The sequence below is a fragment of the Pseudarthrobacter sp. CCNWLW207 genome, from assembly GCF_037203945.1.
GTDB lineage: Bacteria > Actinomycetota > Actinomycetes > Actinomycetales > Micrococcaceae > Arthrobacter.
The window spans coordinates 145,364-162,881 of sequence record NZ_JBBCBS010000002.1; the positions used below are offsets into that span (position 1 = coordinate 145,364).

General features: G+C 65.4%; 17 protein-coding genes. 7 read left to right on the top strand and 10 right to left on the bottom strand.

Annotation, left to right across the window (positions count from 1 at the left end):
• Positions 1-14 precede the first annotated feature (14 nt).
• A complete protein-coding gene (locus tag V9L17_RS03740) occupies positions 15-446 on the bottom strand; it encodes a LexA family protein (protein ID WP_337350518.1) in 432 nt (143 codons plus the stop codon).
• 81 nt (positions 447-527) lie between these two features.
• Here V9L17_RS03740 and V9L17_RS21275 point away from each other — a divergent pair, with 81 nt between their 5' ends.
• Positions 528-605, top strand: coding sequence for a hypothetical protein (locus tag V9L17_RS21275; RefSeq protein ID WP_443198006.1), 78 nt, complete (start codon positions 528-530; stop codon positions 603-605).
• Between the two features lie 36 nt (positions 606-641).
• Here the strand turns inward: V9L17_RS21275 and V9L17_RS03745 are convergent, their stop codons facing one another.
• Positions 642-1,451, bottom strand: coding sequence for an MBL fold metallo-hydrolase (locus V9L17_RS03745; protein WP_337350519.1), 810 nt, complete (start codon positions 1,449-1,451; stop codon positions 642-644).
• A gap of 274 nt (positions 1,452-1,725) precedes the next feature.
• On the opposite strand from V9L17_RS03745, the gene V9L17_RS03750 reads away from it, so the two are divergent.
• Positions 1,726-2,475, top strand: coding sequence for a phosphotransferase (locus tag V9L17_RS03750; RefSeq protein WP_337350520.1), 750 nt, complete (start codon positions 1,726-1,728; stop codon positions 2,473-2,475).
• A 4-nt stretch (positions 2,476-2,479) separates the two neighbouring features.
• On the opposite strand, the gene V9L17_RS03755 is transcribed toward V9L17_RS03750, so the two are convergent.
• The 8 genes from V9L17_RS03755 to V9L17_RS03790 all read right to left on the bottom strand — a co-directional run bounded on the left by V9L17_RS03755 (position 2,480) and on the right by V9L17_RS03790 (position 11,787).
• The gene (locus tag V9L17_RS03755) at positions 2,480-3,070 is read right to left on the bottom strand and encodes a dihydrofolate reductase family protein (RefSeq protein ID WP_337350521.1); all 591 of its coding nucleotides are present in this window, start codon (positions 3,068-3,070) and stop codon (positions 2,480-2,482) included.
• 55 nt (positions 3,071-3,125) lie between these two features.
• Positions 3,126-4,025, bottom strand: coding sequence for a helix-turn-helix transcriptional regulator (locus V9L17_RS03760; protein ID WP_337350522.1), 900 nt, complete (start codon positions 4,023-4,025; stop codon positions 3,126-3,128).
• Positions 4,026-4,349: 324 nt separating this feature from the next.
• Complete coding sequence (locus V9L17_RS03765) at positions 4,350-5,054, bottom strand: alpha/beta fold hydrolase (RefSeq protein WP_337350523.1); 705 nt, start codon at positions 5,052-5,054, stop codon at positions 4,350-4,352.
• A gap of 57 nt (positions 5,055-5,111) precedes the next feature.
• The gene (locus V9L17_RS03770) at positions 5,112-6,782 is read right to left on the bottom strand and encodes an ABC transporter ATP-binding protein (protein ID WP_337350524.1); all 1,671 of its coding nucleotides are present in this window, start codon (positions 6,780-6,782) and stop codon (positions 5,112-5,114) included.
• Positions 6,779-7,624, bottom strand: coding sequence for an ABC transporter permease (locus V9L17_RS03775; RefSeq protein WP_436472917.1), 846 nt, complete (start codon positions 7,622-7,624; stop codon positions 6,779-6,781). Before V9L17_RS03775 ends, V9L17_RS03770 begins: the two co-directional genes overlap by 4 nt.
• Positions 7,617-8,558 carry an ABC transporter permease gene (locus V9L17_RS03780; protein ID WP_337350525.1) on the bottom strand — a complete coding sequence of 314 codons (942 nt, stop codon included), beginning with the start codon at positions 8,556-8,558 and terminating at the stop codon, positions 7,617-7,619. The genes V9L17_RS03775 and V9L17_RS03780 overlap by 8 nt, the downstream gene beginning before the upstream one ends.
• Before the next feature lie 15 nt (positions 8,559-8,573).
• Positions 8,574-10,130, bottom strand: a complete 1,557-nt coding sequence (locus V9L17_RS03785) for an ABC transporter substrate-binding protein (RefSeq protein WP_337350526.1) — start codon at positions 10,128-10,130, stop codon at positions 8,574-8,576.
• A gap of 184 nt (positions 10,131-10,314) precedes the next feature.
• Entirely contained in the window at positions 10,315-11,787 is a 1,473-nt protein-coding gene (locus V9L17_RS03790; RefSeq protein WP_337350527.1) for an arabinan endo-1,5-alpha-L-arabinosidase, read from the bottom strand.
• A gap of 307 nt (positions 11,788-12,094) precedes the next feature.
• Between V9L17_RS03790 and V9L17_RS03795 the strand changes: the two genes are divergently transcribed.
• The 5 genes from V9L17_RS03795 (at position 12,095) to V9L17_RS03815 (ending at position 17,469) form a co-directional block, all read left to right on the top strand.
• On the top strand, positions 12,095-13,426 hold the full coding sequence (locus V9L17_RS03795; protein WP_337345254.1) for an ABC transporter substrate-binding protein: 1,332 nt from the start codon (positions 12,095-12,097) through the stop codon (positions 13,424-13,426).
• 111 nt (positions 13,427-13,537) lie between these two features.
• On the top strand, positions 13,538-14,443 hold the full coding sequence (locus V9L17_RS03800) for a carbohydrate ABC transporter permease (RefSeq protein ID WP_337345255.1): 906 nt from the start codon (positions 13,538-13,540) through the stop codon (positions 14,441-14,443).
• A gap of 11 nt (positions 14,444-14,454) precedes the next feature.
• Positions 14,455-15,402, top strand: a complete 948-nt coding sequence (locus V9L17_RS03805; RefSeq protein ID WP_337350528.1) for a carbohydrate ABC transporter permease — start codon at positions 14,455-14,457, stop codon at positions 15,400-15,402.
• Positions 15,403-15,406: 4 nt separating this feature from the next.
• Positions 15,407-16,753, top strand: a complete 1,347-nt coding sequence (locus tag V9L17_RS03810; RefSeq protein ID WP_337350529.1) for an arabinan endo-1,5-alpha-L-arabinosidase — start codon at positions 15,407-15,409, stop codon at positions 16,751-16,753.
• The gene (locus tag V9L17_RS03815; protein WP_337350530.1) at positions 16,750-17,469 is read left to right on the top strand and encodes a YesL family protein; all 720 of its coding nucleotides are present in this window, start codon (positions 16,750-16,752) and stop codon (positions 17,467-17,469) included. The genes V9L17_RS03810 and V9L17_RS03815 overlap by 4 nt, the downstream gene beginning before the upstream one ends.
• The last annotated feature ends 49 nt before the right edge of the window (positions 17,470-17,518 follow it).

Here is a 17,518-nt window from a genome sequence, read left to right on the forward strand (position 1 = left end):
TGAATTTCCGCGAGCTAGACATGGTGGAGGCACCTGGTGGCCACGCCCCAGATGGTGAGCTCACTGAGGCCGGGGACGCGGATGTCCGGGTAGCGGGGGTTCTCTGCCTGCAGCACCACACCTGTGGCGGTGATCCGCAGCCGCTTGACGGTCAGTTCGCCGTCGAGGACAGCGATGACCACGGAGCCGTCCTTGGGTTCGAGGGCCCGGTTGACGATGAGTTCGTCGCCATCGCTGATCCCTGCCCGTTCCATCGAGTCGCCGGTTACCCGGACAACGAAGGTGCTGGTGATGTCCTTGATGAGGTGTTCATTCAGGTCGATCCGGCCGTCGAAGTAGTCCTGGGCTGGCGAGGGGTAGCCCGCGGCAACCGCAACCGGGGACATCAGCACCAGCCGCAAGGAGAGGCCCGCATCTATCACACGGGGACCGACAACAACGCCCACAACACACCTTTATTCGAATATATGTTCGATACTTTGAGTGTACAGCCAGGGGGCGACAGTGCGTAGTCTCTACTTGCGCTCCTGACGGACCTGCATGCGAAAGGCGCGCTATCTGATGCGGAATTCAGCGATGCCAAGCGCCGCCTCCTCGGGGACTGATAGTTCCGGGTCCAATGGCAGGTGCGGGTCCGACCGCTATTTCTGCCCTCTCTCGGCGAGCCGCTGGAGTTGCCATTGATGCACGTCGGGCAGCCAATCCAACGGGGCCGATGGGCCGATCCGCGGGTCGTCGGGAACACCGCCGTCGAGCAGGTCCTGGACATATGCGCGATCCTGATTGATTCGTACTCCTAGTTGCCCAGCCCCTCCCACTGAACCGTGACCGGGAATGACGGCATCGACGTCGTCTGCCAGGTCCTCGAACAGCCGCAGCGCCTCGAGGTAGTCCCCGAGCGGATCCGCTGTCTCCAGGTCGAGGAACGGCATCAGGATGTCAGAAAGCATGTCGCCGGCGACGAGGACGCGGCGCTCTTCAATCAGCAGCGCCGCGTGCCCCGGGGCATGGGCTTGATGCTCGATGATGCGGACTTTGGGGCCATCCCAAGGAATCTGTTCAGCTCCGGCGGGCAGACCCGTAATTTGACCGAGCAGCTCCATCGGGATCTCTTCGGCGTACTCCGGCGGGAGCCCTTCGGCGATGAGGTCCTGCCAATCCGCTTTCGACAGCACATCGTGGATAGATGCCGCGCAGCGGGCCGTACCGTACCGGGGCGCTGCGCCGAAGGACGTGTGCCAGAGCACGTGGTCCCAGTCCGGATGCGTTGAGAAGCCTGCCACAACAGGCTGGCCCAACTCGCGAACGTCGTTCGCCAGGTCCGCCATTTCGCCACGCGTTATACCGGGGTCGATGAGCAGCACACCGTCCCGGCCCTGCACCACAACGGAATTACTCTGGATGAACTCGCTCTCGTGAACGAGAACACCCTCAGCGACTTTCTTCAGCATGAAACGCCTTCCGCTTGTGGTTTTGAACCAGCTTGTCGAGACGCTATTAGCTGTCGGCAGTGGAGCGCAAGCATTGTTGGCGAAGTGGGTAACCCACGGTCCGGGGTGCTCGATTAGGGCGAGGTGCGGGCCGAGACTATCCGGGTCCGCCAACGGCAAACCTGTATTCCGAGCGCCCATCCCACACAATCAAGAATCTGAATTTGGACGAGCGGTGCGAGGTTTCGATGTGGCGCCATTTAAGGTCAGCTGGGAACTCCAGTAGCCTGCTGGGATGGTTGCGGACGAGCAGGAACTGACAGGTGGAAACGCTTCCGAGAGCGTGGTCCGGATTGGTCATACCGTCCGAAAACCCTGGCTGGAGAACTCAGCCGCCGTGCAGAGTTATCTGAGTGCGCTCCGGTCGTCCGGGGTGGACGTTCCCCAGCCTCTGGGCCGGGACGAACACGGTCGAAGCACAGTGGAGTACATAGAAGGCGTACTTGCAATGGATCATTTGCCGCTCTGGCGGGACGATTTATTGCGGGTGGGTCGGATGATTCGGCAAATCCATGATGCGAGCGAAACAGTGCCGATGCGCAACCCGGGCGACTGGAAGATGCTGCTGCCGGCGGAGAATCCAGACCTGATGTGCCACAACGACGTCGCTCCGTGGAACCTCATCATGGGGGACCGTTGGGTATTCATCGATTGGGATGGTGCCGGGCCCAGCACGCGGTTGTGGGATCTGGCCTACGCCGCGCAGTCGTTCGGCCTGCTGTTCGACGGGCAGCCGGTGGATGACGCCGCCCTGAGGTTGCGGGCACTTGTTGACGGCTACGGAGCCGATGCCGCACTAAGCAAGGCACTTCCGGCGGCCATGGCGAAACGAACTGCGGCGATGTTCGATCTTCTGAAGTCCTCGCATGCGACCGGGATCCAGCCTTGGGCCGACATGTACGTTAACGGGCACGGCGAGCACTGGCGTACCGCGACCCACTACGTCGCCCGGAATCAAGCGACTTGGGAACAAGCCCTCGCGTAGCCGTTCAGCGGATGATGCGGTAACGCACGTGTGTGACGAGGCGGCTGCCGCTCACTTCCGTCGGCTCAAGCGTGAGGTTCCCGACGCCGTCGAGCAGCCGTTCACCCGCCCCCAGGGTCATGGGTGCGATGTGCAGCCGCAACTCGTCGATCAGCCCCGCCGACAAGTACTGGCGGGCCGTCTGCGCCCCTCCGGCGATGGCCACGTCCTTGCTGCCGGCGGCTTCCCTCGCCCTGGCAAGGGCCGATTCGATCCCATCGGTTACGAAGTTGAAGGTGGTTCCGCCCTGCATCTGCACAGGTTCGCGCTCCTGGTGCGTGAGAACGAACACGGGGGCGTGATACGGCGGCTCCTCACCCCACCAACCCCGCCATTCTTCGGCCCACGCCCCGGGCCCGGCGAACATGTTCCGACCCATGATGTACGCGCCCGCCGCGAGGATGCCCTCGAGCTCGGGTGCGTTGGCTTCGCGTTCCTCGAACTGCCATCTGTGCAGCAACTCGCCGCCCTCGCCCAAAGGGTCTGTCGGAGTTTGGTTCGGGCCGGCGACGAAGCCGTCGAGGGATACCGTCAGATCGCACGTGACTCGGCTCATGCGCCCATCATGCCACCACCCGGCGGTTCGCGCGCCGGATAAGTGCTCCCCAAAGCTAGGGGTGCCGGACGTCCTGCGGCTGCGGTGCCCCCGCCAGGTCCTGAATCCGTTCCGTCGCGGCCCAGCTCGCGAGCAGGCGCAGCCTTTCATCTGACGGCGATCCGGGCGCTGCGGGGTAGACCGTGAGGGTGAAGCCGGGGTCCTCGGCCAGTTCCATCGCCTCGTAGGCAAGCTCGAGCTCTCCCACCACCGGGTGGTGGAAAACCTTCGTGCCCGCGTAGTGGCGCCGGACATTGTGGGCGGCCCAGCGCGTCCGGAATTCTTCGCTGCGGACGGAAAGTTCTCCGACGAGGTCGGCCAGCCGCTTATCAAAGGGGTTGCGCCCGGTCTGCGTCCGCAGGATCGCAACGTTGGTATTGGCCGCCAGATCCCAGTCGGGGTAAAAATCCCGGGCTTTGGGGTCCAAGAAAATGAACCGGCAGTGGTTCCCGGGCCGGGCTGGCCCGCGGTACATCTCCGAGTACAGGGCAAAGCCAAGCTGGTTGGCGGCCACGATGTCCATGTAGTGGTTGCTGATGAAAGCCGGTGCCGTGGTGATGGAGTCGAGCATGAACTGGAGGGTGGGCCGGACCGCGCCGCTTTGGAGGGGGCGCCGTCGGGCCCTGCCTGACGGGCTGGACGCGCGCGCAAGGTTGTAGAGGTGGTCCCGTTCGGCCTCGTCGAGTTTCAGCGCCCCGGCGATGGCGTCAAGGACGCTTTCGGAGGTGCCGGACAGGTTCCCCCGCTCAAGCTTTGTGTAGTAGTCCACGCTGACACCGGCAAGCATGGCCACCTCTTCACGGCGCAGGCCGGGGACCCGGCGTCGGCCGCCGTAGAGCGTCAGTCCTGCCATTTCGGGAGTGATCCGGGCACGCCGTGAGGCGAGGAACTCGCGCACTTCCATCCTGTTGTCCACCCGTCCACGCTACCCCCGGACCCGCACGTTAGGGAGGTACTGGCAGGACCCGGAAAACCGGAACGCTCTGGGAATGACGGCGGGCTGCGGCATCGAACTGTCCGGACACGTCAGGGGGCCGGCGGTGGCTGGGGAGCGTGGCCTGGTCTCACCCTGAGGCCATCTCACCGCCGGCCCCGGCATGTATCCCAAACCCCACCTTGGGAGTGAACAGGCAGCCAAGCCCTGTTCACTAAGTCGCACTACTAATCTATTCCCTCGGCGCTCGAAGCGCACGGACCACTTTTCGGCGGGTCACTTTTGCGGAGGGTCCGACGGCGGCGCTCAGCCCGTGCGGTCCACCGCCTTCAGAATCGCTTGGCCCAGTTCGCCCGGCTTAGTGAACTGGGGCCAGTGCCCGGTAGGCAGGTCCACGTACTCCACGTCCCGGATGCGGGCGAGTTCGGCGACGAAGGGATGGCCGGCGTCGATCCACTCCGTCAGCAGCGACGACGGGAACTCGCAGGCGATCACCGTGGCCGGGACGTCATACCGCCGCGCATCGTGGAGGTGCTGCTTGTCGTAGGCCACGCCCTTGGGCTCCGGGATGGCCCGTGCCCGGAAGTTGTCCCGGAGTTCGTCCGTCAGGTCCACCAGGTCCTCATCCTCGAAACCGTCCCACGGCGGAAGCGGAATGTCGTCGCCGTCGGCCGGCAGTTCATTATTGATGACGTCCCCTTCGCCCAGGGGCCCGCTGTCCACAAAGATGTTCCGTTCGATGCGGTCCGGCCGGGCGTCAGCCACGCCGTGGATGATGGCCCCGCCGCCCGAGTGGCCCACCAGCACCACCTTGCCGTCAAGGGAATCCACCTTCTCCACCACGGCGTCGATGTGGGTCCGCAGTCCGATGCCCGCCCGCGATGCGTCAGGGGATTCGAGGCCGGGGAGCGTAAGCGGGTGGAGGCGATGGCCGGCCGCGGCAAGTGGGGGAGTGACCTCATCCCACGACGATGCGTCCAGCCAGAATCCGGGTACCAGGATGATGTCCATGACCGAACCCTACCGGTGCTGCTCCGGCCCCTCAAGGGCGATGGCAAGGGTCCGGAGTCAGCCTGGGACGGAGGCAGGCCCGCGCATCAGCGACCGCAGGTGGTCTCCCCGGCAGGGGATTGCAGCATCCACCAGGGCACGGCTGTGCTCGTGGGCGGGGCTGGCGAAGAACGCCTGCGTTTCCGCGACCTCAATCACCCGCCCGTCCAGCAGCACGGCCACGCGGTCGCACATGTACCGGACCACATCCATGTCGTGCGAGATCACAATCAGCGACAGCCGGTGGTCGCGCTGGAGCCGCAGCAGAAGGTTCAGGACAGTGCGCTGGGTCAGCGCATCCAGGGCCGAAGTGGCCTCATCGCAGATCAGCACCCGCGGATCGAGCAGCAGGGCCCTGGCAATCGTGGCGCGCTGAAGCTGCCCTCCCGAGCACTGGCCGGGGCGCCTGTCCAGCATGCATTCGTCCAGTTCCACCTCGGCCATGGCGTCCGCAATCCTGCGCGCGCGGTCCGCGGCAGTGAGCCCCCGCCGCCGCAGGAGGGGCGCCTCCATGCTGGCGCGCAGCGTCATCCGCGGATCGAAGGAGCTGTGCGGCTCCTGGAACACCAACTGGACGGCGGTGGCCTCCGGGGCGCTGCCGGCTTCTGGCAGGTGACGGCTGATGGTGCCGCGGCTGGCTTTTTCCAGGCCGACGACGGCGCGCGCCAGGGTGCTTTTGCCCGAGCCGGACTGGCCCAGGATACCCAGGATCTCCCCGCCTTTCAGCTCCAGGCTCACATCCTCAAGCACGGTGTGCCGGCGCCTGCGCGGACCAAAGGTCTTGTGCACCCCGGAAAGGGTGAGGACGTCCCGTTCGGCGGGGGCTGGCCGTCGGCGGGAGTCAGGCGCCAACTGCGACGCCGCGAGCAGTTCGCGGGTGTAGTCCTGCTGCGGCGCGGCCAGGACGTCGGCCGTGGGACCGCTTTCGACGATGCTGCCGGAGTCCATCACCAGCACGCGGTCGGCGAACGGGGCCACCGAGGCGATGTTGTGGGTGATGTACAGGACCCCGAGTCCGCGTTCCCGGCGCTCGCGGTCCAGGAGCTGGAGTACCTGCCGTTCGAGCATCTTGTCCAGGGCCGACGTCGGTTCATCCGCCAGGAGCAGCTGGGGGCGGCCGGCGAGGGCGACGGCGGTCATGGCCCGCTGTGCCATGCCCCCGGATAGCTGGTGGGGATAGGAACCGAAGCCCCGGGCGGGATCGGCGAAGCCAACCTCGTGAAGCATCTCCACGGCGGTATCCCTGGCTTTCGCCCCGCGCAGGCCCCCATGGATGCGCAGCGGCTCGAGCAAGTGCTGGCCGATGGTGCGATTGGGGTTGAACATCCGCTTGGGCTGCTGGAAGAGCATGCCCACCTTGCCGCCGCGGACCGTATTGAGGTCCTCCTCTGCAGCGGCCGTGACATCGACGGTGCCCAGCCGGATGGAGCCGGACGTGATGCCAAGCTGAGGCGGCAGCAGCCGCAGGCAGGACAAGGCGGTGAGGGTTTTTCCCGACCCGGAGCCGCCCACGAGTGCCACGAATTCGCCTGCGGCGACGGACAATGACAGGTCCCGGACGAGGGGTGCCGGCCCGGCGCTTCCTGGACCGGTGGCACGGGCTGCCGTGCCGCCGTCGGACTTTCCGGCAGGCCCAAGGTTCCGGACTTCCAAACCGCGGATCTCCAACACGCTGCCCGGGCTGCTCATTTCGCCTCCGCCACGGGCAGCAGCAGGGGACCGGCGGCCATGTGCGCGGCACGCTGCCCCAGCAGGGTCACACACAGGGCAACCGCAAAGATCGCGAGGCCCGGCGCGAGGATCCCCAGCGGGGCACGTTCCGTGTAGGGCTGCGCGGCGGCCATCATGGACCCCCAGTCCGACTGCGGCGGCTGGACGCCCAGCCCCAGGTAGGACAGGGCGCCAACGCTGATCAGCAACTGGCCGAACCGGAGCGTGGCCTGGCCCAGGATAGGGGCGGCCAGGTGCGGAATGACGTGCCGGAAGATAATGAACGACGGCGGGCAGCCCACCACGCGCGCGGCCTCAACGAAACCGCGGCTTGAGACGTCGTAAGCGAGGGTCCGTGCCAGCCGGGCGAACGGCGTCCAGCCGGTCACGGTCAGGGCCAGCAGGAGCGGCCCGAACCCGGTGCCCAGCGTGGCCACGATAAAGAGCGCCACCACCATCTCGGGAACCGCAAGCAGCACATCGTTGGTCCGGGTCAGGAACTCATCCAGCCAGCCGCGCCGGCGGGCGCTGAGCACCCCGGCGGCGACACCGAGCACGCACGTCAGGACAGTGGCCAGCGCAGCCACGGACATGGAGAACCGGCCGCCTTCCAGGAGCCGGCTCAGGGTGTCACGGCCCAGGTGGTCGGTTCCCAGCCAGTGCTCGGCGGACGCCGGGGCGAGGCGCGCGGCAAGGTTCTGCTCCGAAGGCGGGTACGGGTAGATCCAGGGTGCAACCAGGACAGCCAGGATGACGACGGCGAGCACCACGGCCGCCGCGACGGTCGCCACCGGGCGCCTTTGTCCCGTCCGCCTACGCATAGCTTCCTTCCACGGCCGGGCTAAGCAGCCGGTGCACAAGGTCCGCGAGCGTGGTAACGGTGACGGCGAGGACCACCACCACCACTACCCCGCCCTGGGCCAGCGGTATGTCGCTGTTGATGACGGCGTCGAACAGCAGCCGCCCCATGCCGGGTACGGCGAAGATGACCTCCACGATCACCGAGCCGCCCAGCAGCCCCGCGAACCAGACGGCGAAGAGTGTGGACAGTGGGACCAGCCCGTTGGGCACCACATGCCGGAGGACTGCCTGGGCGTGGGTCAGGCCCCTCGCCCTGGCCGCGGGAACGTGTTCGGCGCCGGCCGCTTCGATCATGCCGGAGCGGACAGCTGACGTGAAGTAGCTGATGGGCCGCAGCGCCAGGGTGACTGCCGGCAGGACCATCGAGGCCGGGCCCGCCCAGCCCGCGGACGGCAGGACGGAGAGTTTCAGCGCGAACACCAGCACCAGCAGCGGCGCCACCCAGTACTCCGGCATGGCGATGAAAGACTGCGTGACGGTAGTGATCACCCTGTCCGTGGCCTTCCCCTGGCGCAGCCCGGCAGCGATCCCCAGCGGCAGTGACACCAGGACGGCGAGGCCCAACGAAAGGACAACCAGGCTGAGCGTCACGGCCAGGGCAGGCAGGACCTGGTCCGCCACCGGGGTCCGGCTGACGTGCGAAAGACCCATGTCGCCGGTGATGATCCGGCCCAGCCAACGGAGATACTGGAGCACCAGCGGATCTTGCAGGCCCAGGCTGAGGCTCAACGACTGCACGGCGGCGTCATCCACCACGTCCCCGGACACGCGAGACCTGATGATCTTGCGGACGGGGTCCCCGGGAGTGAAATACGGAATCAGGAACACCGCGAAAGAGGACACCACAACGGCCGCCACCAACGTTGTTGTTCTCTTGGCGATGAAGGGGAGCATGGCTGGGGCAGGTGCCTAGGAGCCCGACTTGGCGGTCTTGGCGGTCAGGACGTAGCGGGACAGCGGGTCCTGCACGTAGCCCAGCACGTTGGTGCGGACCGCATCCGTTGCCTGCTCGTTGACCAGCCACACGTTGACGGCCTTTTCGGCGAGGATGTTTCCGGCGTCGGCGTAGAGCTTGTAGCGCTCGTCGGGGTCCACGGTCTTGGCTGCTTCGGCCACGATCCGGTCATATTCCGGGTCGCAGAAGTGGCTGAGGTTGTACGCTCCGGTGCAGGTGTAATCGGCGGTGAGGAAACCGATTGGATCGGCGATGTCGATCAGGCGGTTCCGCTGGCTCAACAGCATGTCGTAGTTGCCTGCCAGGACAGCGGGCTCTGCCGCGGCGTATTCCTTGGCCTGGATGCTGACGGGGATGCCCACGGCCTTCAGGTTCTCCTGGATGACGGCTGCCACGTCGGCGAATTCCGCCCGCTCCACGATGGCGATGATCTCCAGCGGCCGGGCCGCGGTGTAACCGGCGTCCGCCAGCAGCTTCTTGGCGGCATCCACGTCCTGTTTCGGGGCTTCCTGCTTGTCGCCGGCCCAGGGCTCAGACGGGGCAAAGACACCCTTGGCCGGGAGGGCCGCACCCTCGTACACGCTGGCCGCCAGCGACTCGAGGTCCAGCGCATCGCGGATAGCGGTCCGGACGTCCACGTTGTTCAGCGGTTCCCTGCCGTTGTTCAGGTACAGGGTGGCCGTGCGCGGCGAATCCGCCTTGTTGACCTTCACGCCGTCGGCGTTCTCCAGTGTGGCCAGGCTCGCAACGGGAATGGAGAGGGAAATGTCGGCCTCTCCGGTCTGGACCTGGGCCGCCCGGGTGGCACCGTTGGTGATGAAGCGGACCTCGGCGCCAGCGAGCTGCACGTCGCCGCCCCAGTAGTCCTCATTCCGTTCCAGGGTAAGGGACTGCTGTGACACTTCGGAGGCCGGGACGAACGGCCCGGTGCAGTGCCCGAACGGATTCAGGATTTCTCCGGCGTACGCGGCCGGGGCAAGGATGCCGGCGTTAACGCTGGCCAGCCGGTACGGGACCAGCGGGCTCTCGGTGGGAGTGGTGATGCGGACCGTGTTGGCGTCCACCGCGGTCACGGCGCTCACCATTTTGCTGTTGAAGGCGCGAGCCGGGACGGTGGCGGCGAGGACGTGGTTCAGGGCGCCAGCCACCGAATCTGCTGTCAGGGCTGTCCCGTCCTGGAATTTCACACCTTCGCGGATGGTGAAGTCCCAGTCGAGTGGGCTGGACTGGGACCACTCCGTAGCCAGCATGGGAACCACTTCGCCCTTGGCGGCGTCATAGCTGGTCAGCGTCTCAAGGCAGCCGGAGAGTGACAGGACGTACGCAGCATCGGATTCGAGCGCCCAGTTGGCCACGGGTGCGCGGAAGTTGTCCACCACAATCCGCTGGTTGGTGTCGGCCGTGGGGGTCGCAGTGCCCGGTTGGGCCTGTCCGCCGCTGAAACCGCAGCCGCTCAGTGTCAGGAGGGCAGCAACGCCCAGGGTGATCCGGGATCGGTGGAGTGGACGCACGAAAAACCGCCTAGCAGGACCCGAGGGGACGTCGGGGGAAAAATGGGGACTACTTAGGTTAGCCTTGCCTGCCGCGAAAGGGCTAATCCCGCACGGCGGGCCACCGTAATACTCCAGCGCCCAATATCACGCCGCAGTATTCCGGTGGCCCGCTCACCCTGCCCTCCGGCCAGTTCCGCTGCAGTTACGGCTTGACGGAAAGTCCAACGGCGTCCGTGATCACCTTGCCGTGGGCATTCTGGAATATGGCGCGCACCTGCACTCCGGCCTGTTCCGGGACTGCAGTGAATTCCAAAGTGGACCGGTAGGTGCCCTCGTCCGTCCGCCGGGTGGCAGGTTGGGTTCCCGTCCGCTCCCAGGTTGTGCCGCCGTCGGACGATACCTCCCATACCGCCACCGGTCCGGGTGTTCCAGTGGCGGTGGCAGTGAAAGTGGCCGTCTTGCCTGCTTTGACGGCCGTAGCCTTGGGCTGTTTCTGGACTGCCGGAAGTTCCACGCTCTGATCGAACTCCGGCCAGCCGTCCACCCAGTTGATCTTCTGCAGGCCGAGCGTGGGGAAGTAGGGGATGTCCTCGTTGGAGCCGTCGTAGTAGTGGAAGGCCAGGTAGTCGCCAAAGACCGACTGTCCACCTGGTCCGGTGATGGCTCCATGCGAATCGAGCACCACCGACCCGCCGCCGCCGAACATGTCGCGGCCCTCCTTGTCCAGATAGGGGCCCTTCACCGAGGTGGAACGGCCTACCGCCACTTTGTAAGTGGAGTCGGCGCCGCGGCAGCAGGAGTCGAAGGAGACAAACAGGTAGTAGTACCCGTCGTGTTCAGTGATGTACGGCGCTTCGACGGGGTTGCCGGGCATAAAGCGGTCCGCGATATTCACGGTTTGGGCCTGCCAGCCCTCCACCGGCTTGCCGGTAGGCCACTCGAGCGGGACCAGGAAGATGCCGTACCAGAACGATCCGATCGCCATGTAGGGCTTGCCGTCGGCGTCTTCGATGATCCCGGCGTCGATCGCGTTGAACGTCTTGCCGGGGTTGTTCGGGTCAAGGCCGGTGGCCGGGGAGGAGACCACCAACCCCTGGTCCACCCATTCATAGTCGGGATCGCTCGGGTCCAGGGTGGTGTTGGTGGCCAGTGCCGTCAGGGAGTTGTTCCCGCCAAAGCGCGACGCTGAGTAGTACAGGTAGTAGGTGCCGTCATGTTCGGTGATTTCCGGCGCCCAGAGGTTGCCGGGGAGCTCGCCGTCAGAGAAATGCTCATCGATCCAGGCTGGAATCCGGTCCCAGACGGTGCCGGTGTATTCCCACGTGGTTCCTTCATCGTGCGAAGACCAGATCTGGATGGTTCCGCCGTTCTCCCGGTTCAAGAGCCCGGTGGAGTACACGTACCAGGTGCCGTCCTCGGCGATGATCAGGGCGGGATCGTGGATGGGGGAGGTTTCGCCGACCACCGATTTGCCGCCGGGGAGATCGGCGGGCAGCTCCTGGCTGGCCTTTGCCTGGATGGCCGGGGCATCCCAGGCCGGTGCGGCGATACTGTTCGTTGTTGGCTGGGCAGGGGCTGACGCTGTGGCTGGAGGCAATGCCAACGCCCCGAGGGCGAGGCCTGTGACCGCCGCCAATCCAGCGGCGCGCACAGCCCAAGAACGTGACTTCGTCATCACGTGGTCCTTCCGAAAGGTTTGTCCGGGAATGGGGTTAGGGCGTCGGGGATGCGCCGAGGCCGGATTTATTGCAACGTTGTAACGATGAATATTCCACGCGTGGCCGCAGGCGTCAAGGGAGTTGGCGGCGGATGAAAACTTATTGGGCATCACCCCTTGACGGCATCCGACAGGCTGTGTGAAGGTTTCTTACAACGTTGCAAACGAATGGCTCCGGATGCGGGTCCGCCATTGCGGACTGCGGGGCAAGCTCTGCACCAGCCAATAAACTTGATCGCTCAACCCAACTCGGAAGGACTGCGTGATGATGAAGTCACGTCCCATGGCCGCTACCCTGGCGCTCTTTACCGCCGCCGGCCTGATGCTCGGCGGATGCTCCGCCCCCACCGGTGGGGACACCGGCGAAAAGAAGCTGACCTTCATGTTCCGCGGGGGTGAGGACGAGAAGAAGGCCTACGAAAAGGCCGTTCAGCAGTTTGAAACGGAGAACGGCGTGGACGTGGACATCATCGTCACCACTGCCGACCAGTACGCCACCAAGCTGAAGGCCGCCATCGCCGGCAAGCAGGTTCCGGACGTGTTCTACATCGGCCCCGGCGACGTCCAGGCCTACGTGCAGAACGGCATCGTCAAGGACATCACCGAATACGTGGAGGGTTCGGACACGATCGACCTGGACAACATCTGGGAATACGGCGTGGACAGCTACCGCTACGACGGGAAGCGAGTGGGTGAGGGGTCCATCTACGCCCTTCCCAAGGACGTTGGGCCGTTCTCCTTTGGCTACAACAAGACCATGCTGGAAAAGGCAGGCATTCCCCTGCCGGACAAGGACAAGCCCTACACCTTCGATGAGTTCGTTGCGGCTGCCAAGAAACTCACCGCGGACACCAATGGCGATGGCACCCTGGACCAGTGGGGCACCGGCCTGAACGTCCAGTGGAACCTGCAGCCGTTCGTGTGGTCCAACGGCGGCGACTGGCTCAACGAAGACCGCACCAAGGTCACCGTGGACACTCCGGAATTCGCCCAGTCCCTCCAATGGTTCGCCGACCTGCAGAACGTCCACGGCGTGACGCCCTCTGTGGCGGAAGCGCAGACCCTGGACACCTACCAGCGCTGGATGAAGGGCGAAATCGGCTTCTTCCCCATCGCCCCCTGGGACCTCTCCACCTACCAGAAGCTGGACTTCGACTGGGACGTGATCCCCTACCCGGCGGGTGAATCCGGCAAGACCGCCAGCTGGATCGGCACGCTCGGCATCGCGGTCTCCGAAAGCACCAAGCACCCCGAGGACGCCGTCAAGCTCGTCGAATTCCTGACGGCCAACAAGGAAGCACAGCAGAGCCTGGTGGACGCCGGAATCCAGATCCCCAACCTGAAGGACATGGCGGAGACCTGGGCTGCGGATACCACCACCAAGCCCGCCAACAAGGCCGAGTTCCTGGAGATCGTCAAGGACTACGGCCGCGCCCTCCCGGGCGGCAACACCTACAACGCCGAGTGGTACGACGAACTGTTCACCAACATCCAGCCCGTGCTGGACGGAAAACAGACCGCCGCGGACTACCTGAAGGAAGCCCAGCCCAGGATGCAGGAATTCCTGGACGCCGCCAACCAGCAAGCCGGCAACTAGCCCGACAGACCGGGTGCCGCGGCCCTGCCCGAACGGGCCGCGGCACCTTATCCACCAGCCTTTGCGTGCCGCTTGGCGCGCCACCCATTAAGAATCAAAGAGGATCCAGCGATGACAACCATCACGCGCCCGCGACGCTCGCGGCTTCACCGGAAGGAACACCAGGCCGCCCTGCTCTTTGTTGCCATACCGGTGATCGGGTTCCTCCTCTTTACGCTCTTCCCGCTGCTGTTCTCCGTCTACGCGTCCTTCACCAACTGGAACGGCATCTCCGCCCCGGTCTTCAAGGGCCTGGACAACTACACCAAGATGTTCGGGGACCGCTACTTCCTGAAGTCGCTGTGGAACACGCTGTTCATGATGATCGGCATCCCCATCGGCCTGGTCATCTCGCTGGCCCTGGCATTGGCCATGAACCGCAAGATGCGCGGAACCACGTTCTTCCGCACCGTCTACTACCTGCCCGTGATCTCCTCGATTGCCGCCGTCGCCATCCTTTGGCAGTGGGCTTTCAATGGGGACTTCGGCCTGATCAACCAGGGCCTGGGCCTGATCGGCATTGACGGCCCCAACTGGCTGCAGGACACGGGCACGGTGAAGCCCGCGCTGATCATCATGGCCGTCTGGAAGGGACTGGGGTATTCCATGCTGCTGTACCTGGCCGCGCTGCAGTCGGTGCCGCGCTACCTCTACGAGGCAGCAGCCCTCGACGGCGCCTCCGCCTGGCAGCAGTTCCGCCACATCACCATCCCCATGGTCCGTCCGGTCACGTTCTTCCTGATCGTCACGTCCATCATCGGCGGCTCGCAGATCTTCGTGGAGATCAACATCATGACCCCCACCGGCGGCCCCGAGTTCGAGTCCGCTTCCATCGTTTGGTACATCTGGCAAAAGGCGTTCGACAACCTCCAGATGGGCTACGCCTCCGCCATGTCCGTGGTCCTGGGACTGCTGGTGTTCATCATTACCTTCATCCAGTTCCGGCTCAACCGCCGCAACCAGTTTTCGATCGATTGAGGCAGGCAGCCATGTCCGCACAGAACGTCATCAGCACCCCTCCGCTGGAACCCACCGAAGCCATCCCGGCTACCGGCGGACGCGGCCGCTCCGGCCTGCCAGCCAGGAACGGCCACCGCTCGGCCAAGTCGACACTGAAGCTCGGCAACATCATCACCACGCTCATCCTGTCCGTGGGCGCGATCATCATGATTGCCCCGCTGGCCTGGACTTTCTCCACGTCCCTGAAGACCAAGGACGGCGTGTTCGAACTGCCGCCGCAGTGGATTCCGGACCCGTTCGTATGGGAAAACTACGCCCGGATCTGGACCGCCGGGCCGCTCCTGAGCGGGATCCAGAACAGCCTGATCGTTGCCTGCTCAGTCACCATCGTTGGCTCGCTGACCTCCGCGCTGGCAGCGTTTGCCTTCGCCAAAATGCGGATGCCCTTCAAGAACGTCCTGTTCCTCGGGCTGCTGTCCGGCCTGATGATCCCGTTCCCCACGCTGATGATCCCGCAGTTCACCATCTTCGCCGGCATAGGCTGGGTGGACACCCTGCTGCCGCTGATCGTGCCGGGACTCTTTGGCAACATCATCATGATCTTCTTCCTGCGCCAGTTCCTGAACAGCGTCCCGGACTCCATCGTGGAAGCCGCCCGCATCGACGGCGCCTCCTACCTGCAGATCTTCTGGACGCTGATCATGCCCGCCATCCGGCCCGCGCTGGCCGCGCAGTTCATCCTCTGGTTCATGGCCGTGTGGAACGACTACCTGGCGCCCATCATCTACTTGAACTCCCCGGGCACGCAGACCCTGCAGCTGGTCATCGCGAACTTCAACGCCCAGTACGCCATCCAGACCGACTACCCCTTGATCATGGCCGCCTCGTTCATCGCGCTGCTGCCCGTGCTGATCGTCTTCATTGTGTTCCAGCGCCAGATCATCGAGTCCATCGCCCTGTCCGGGTCCAAGGGCTAGCGCCATGACCACCGCAGATCTCACCAGTGCTGACGCCCCCGCCTTCGATTCCGCAGCAGACCCTGCCTCCTGGGGGGCCCGGCACGCCCACGACCCCACCGTGATCCGCCACGACGACGGCACCTACTACATGTTCTCCACCGATTCCGTGGCCAACTCGAAAGATATTCCAGCCGGGGTACATGTCCGGACGTCTGTGGACCTGGTGGAGTGGACATATGCCGGAACCGCGTTGAATGGCGTTCCGGGGCCAGCCGCCGAATGGTCCCAAGCGCAGGGACTCTGGGCGCCCGAGGTGGTCCGCTGGGAGTCCGGGGACTGGCACATGTACTACTCCGCCTCCACCTTCGGCTCCAATACGTCCGCCATCGGGCTGGCTGTAGCGCCCTCACCGGCTGGCCCCTGGCAGGACCGCGGCCTCGTGGTGGCCACCCGCTCGGGGCAGCACTCCCAGAATGCCATCGATGCCGCAGTGACGTTCGACGCCGACGGCGCCCCCTGGCTGACGTACGGTTCCTTCTTTTCGGGGATTTACATCCTGCCGCTGGACCGGACCTCCGGGCTGCCGCTGGTGAAGGGGGACCTCGGCTCCGTCATCGCCCGCCGGCCGAAGTCCGTCGAAGGCGCAGTAGAAGGCGCGTTCATCCTCCGCAGGCCCGAGGATGGCCGGTACGTCCTCTTCGTGTCCTACGACTCGTTGTTCAGTTCCTACAACGTGCGGGTGGCCGTGGCAGACTCCATCACCGGCCCATACCGTGACTTCCATGGCCTCGCCATGACGGATGTGGACGCGCTGCCAGCGTCCGTGGGTACCAAGGTGTTGGGCAGTCACCAGTTCGACGGCGGCACGGGCTGGCTTGCCCCTGGCCACAACTCGGTACTCACGCAGGACGGCCCGGGCGGGAGCCCGGAATACTTCATGGTCCACCACGTCCGGTTTGCGGCCGACCCCAGCGAGCATGTGGTGCAGTTGCGGCGCCTATTCTTCAACTCCGCGGGCTGGCCGGTAGTCTCACCGCAGCCGTTCGCCGGCCGGGAGACCGAGACGTTGCCCGTGCCGGAGCCTGTGGCCGGCACCTGGCAGGTGCTCCGGTTCGATCCGGGGTCCACGGCACTTGTCCCTGCCGTCGCCGCCGAACTGGCCAGCGTTGGTCCCCTCGTCTCGGGCGGGACACCAGCTCCCGCCCGATTGGTTATCGCCGGGGCGCAGGACGGATCAGGACGGGCTGTTGAACTTGATGCTGTGGTGTTCGGGTCCTGGGACTGGGCCCGTAACCGCCCGGCACTGTCCTTTAGCGGAATCGACCAACACGGCGTGGCCTGGAGCGGAACCAAGGGCGGCGCGTCATGAACGACGTTCCGTTGGGGTGGGCCGGACGGGTGATGCAGTGGCTTGCCGTCGCCACCCGCCTGGTGCTGGTCAACGTGCTGTTTGTGGCCGGGACGCTCGCCGGGCTGATGGTGTTCGGCCTCTTTCCGGCCGCCGTTGCCGCCACCACTGTCCTGGGCCGCCTGCGCCTGGGCGGAACGGATGCCGACAGCCAGGGTGGTCACGTGGTCCGGGACTTCGTGACCGTGTACCGCTCGCAGTTCTGGCACACAAACCGGGTGGGCAGCATTTTCTGGCTGGCCAGCGTCGTGCTTTACCTTAATGTCCTGACCGCCGGAACGGCGACGGCGTCCGCGGGCGCCGATGGGACTTTGCTGGTTCATGCTGTCCTGCTGGTACTTGCTGCCCTGGCCGGCCTGGGCACCCTGGCTGCAGCCGCAACGTCGGTGACCCTGTGCAGCCGCTACCGTGACTCCGTCACCAGCGTGTGGCGGACGGCGCTCGTCCTGCCCCTTGTCTCGCCCCTGATGAGCCTGTCGCTGCTGGCCACCCTGACGGCCGCCGTCGTCGTCTTCTCCGCAGTGCCGGTGCTGGTGCCGTTGGTGGGGGTATCCCTTCCGCTGCTCCTGTCGGGCTGGTTGGTGGGGCGCCGGCTGGCGGCGTTCGAAGCGGCGGAGACAGTCGCGGCCGCCGGACAAACCGAACCCGCACAGGCCATCACGCCGGCCACCGCCTAAGAATCCCAAGTTCGCCCTTATAAACGTCAACACCCGTTTTTACAACGTT

What these genes read in the sequence shown, in the direction of transcription:
- V9L17_RS03805 (WP_337350528.1), top strand. Translation starts at nt 14,455, where the DNA reads ATGTCCGCACAGAACGTCATCAGCACCCCTCCGCTGGAACCCACCGAA.
- V9L17_RS03810 (WP_337350529.1), top strand. Translation starts at nt 15,407, where the DNA reads ATGACCACCGCAGATCTCACCAGTGCTGACGCCCCCGCCTTCGATTCC.
- V9L17_RS03800 (WP_337345255.1), top strand. Translation starts at nt 13,538, where the DNA reads ATGACAACCATCACGCGCCCGCGACGCTCGCGGCTTCACCGGAAGGAA.
- V9L17_RS03765 (WP_337350523.1), bottom strand. Translation starts at nt 5,054, where the DNA reads ATGGACATCATCCTGGTACCCGGATTCTGGCTGGACGCATCGTCGTGG.
- V9L17_RS03795 (WP_337345254.1), top strand. Translation starts at nt 12,095, where the DNA reads ATGATGAAGTCACGTCCCATGGCCGCTACCCTGGCGCTCTTTACCGCC.
- V9L17_RS03775 (WP_436472917.1), bottom strand. Translation starts at nt 7,624, where the DNA reads ATGCGTAGGCGGACGGGACAAAGGCGCCCGGTGGCGACCGTCGCGGCG.
- V9L17_RS03780 (WP_337350525.1), bottom strand. Translation starts at nt 8,558, where the DNA reads ATGCTCCCCTTCATCGCCAAGAGAACAACAACGTTGGTGGCGGCCGTT.
- V9L17_RS03755 (WP_337350521.1), bottom strand. Translation starts at nt 3,070, where the DNA reads ATGAGCCGAGTCACGTGCGATCTGACGGTATCCCTCGACGGCTTCGTC.
- V9L17_RS03790 (WP_337350527.1), bottom strand. Translation starts at nt 11,787, where the DNA reads ATGACGAAGTCACGTTCTTGGGCTGTGCGCGCCGCTGGATTGGCGGCG.
- V9L17_RS03745 (WP_337350519.1), bottom strand. Translation starts at nt 1,451, where the DNA reads ATGCTGAAGAAAGTCGCTGAGGGTGTTCTCGTTCACGAGAGCGAGTTC.
- V9L17_RS03770 (WP_337350524.1), bottom strand. Translation starts at nt 6,782, where the DNA reads ATGAGCAGCCCGGGCAGCGTGTTGGAGATCCGCGGTTTGGAAGTCCGG.
- V9L17_RS03815 (WP_337350530.1), top strand. Translation starts at nt 16,750, where the DNA reads ATGAACGACGTTCCGTTGGGGTGGGCCGGACGGGTGATGCAGTGGCTT.
- V9L17_RS03750 (WP_337350520.1), top strand. Translation starts at nt 1,726, where the DNA reads ATGGTTGCGGACGAGCAGGAACTGACAGGTGGAAACGCTTCCGAGAGC.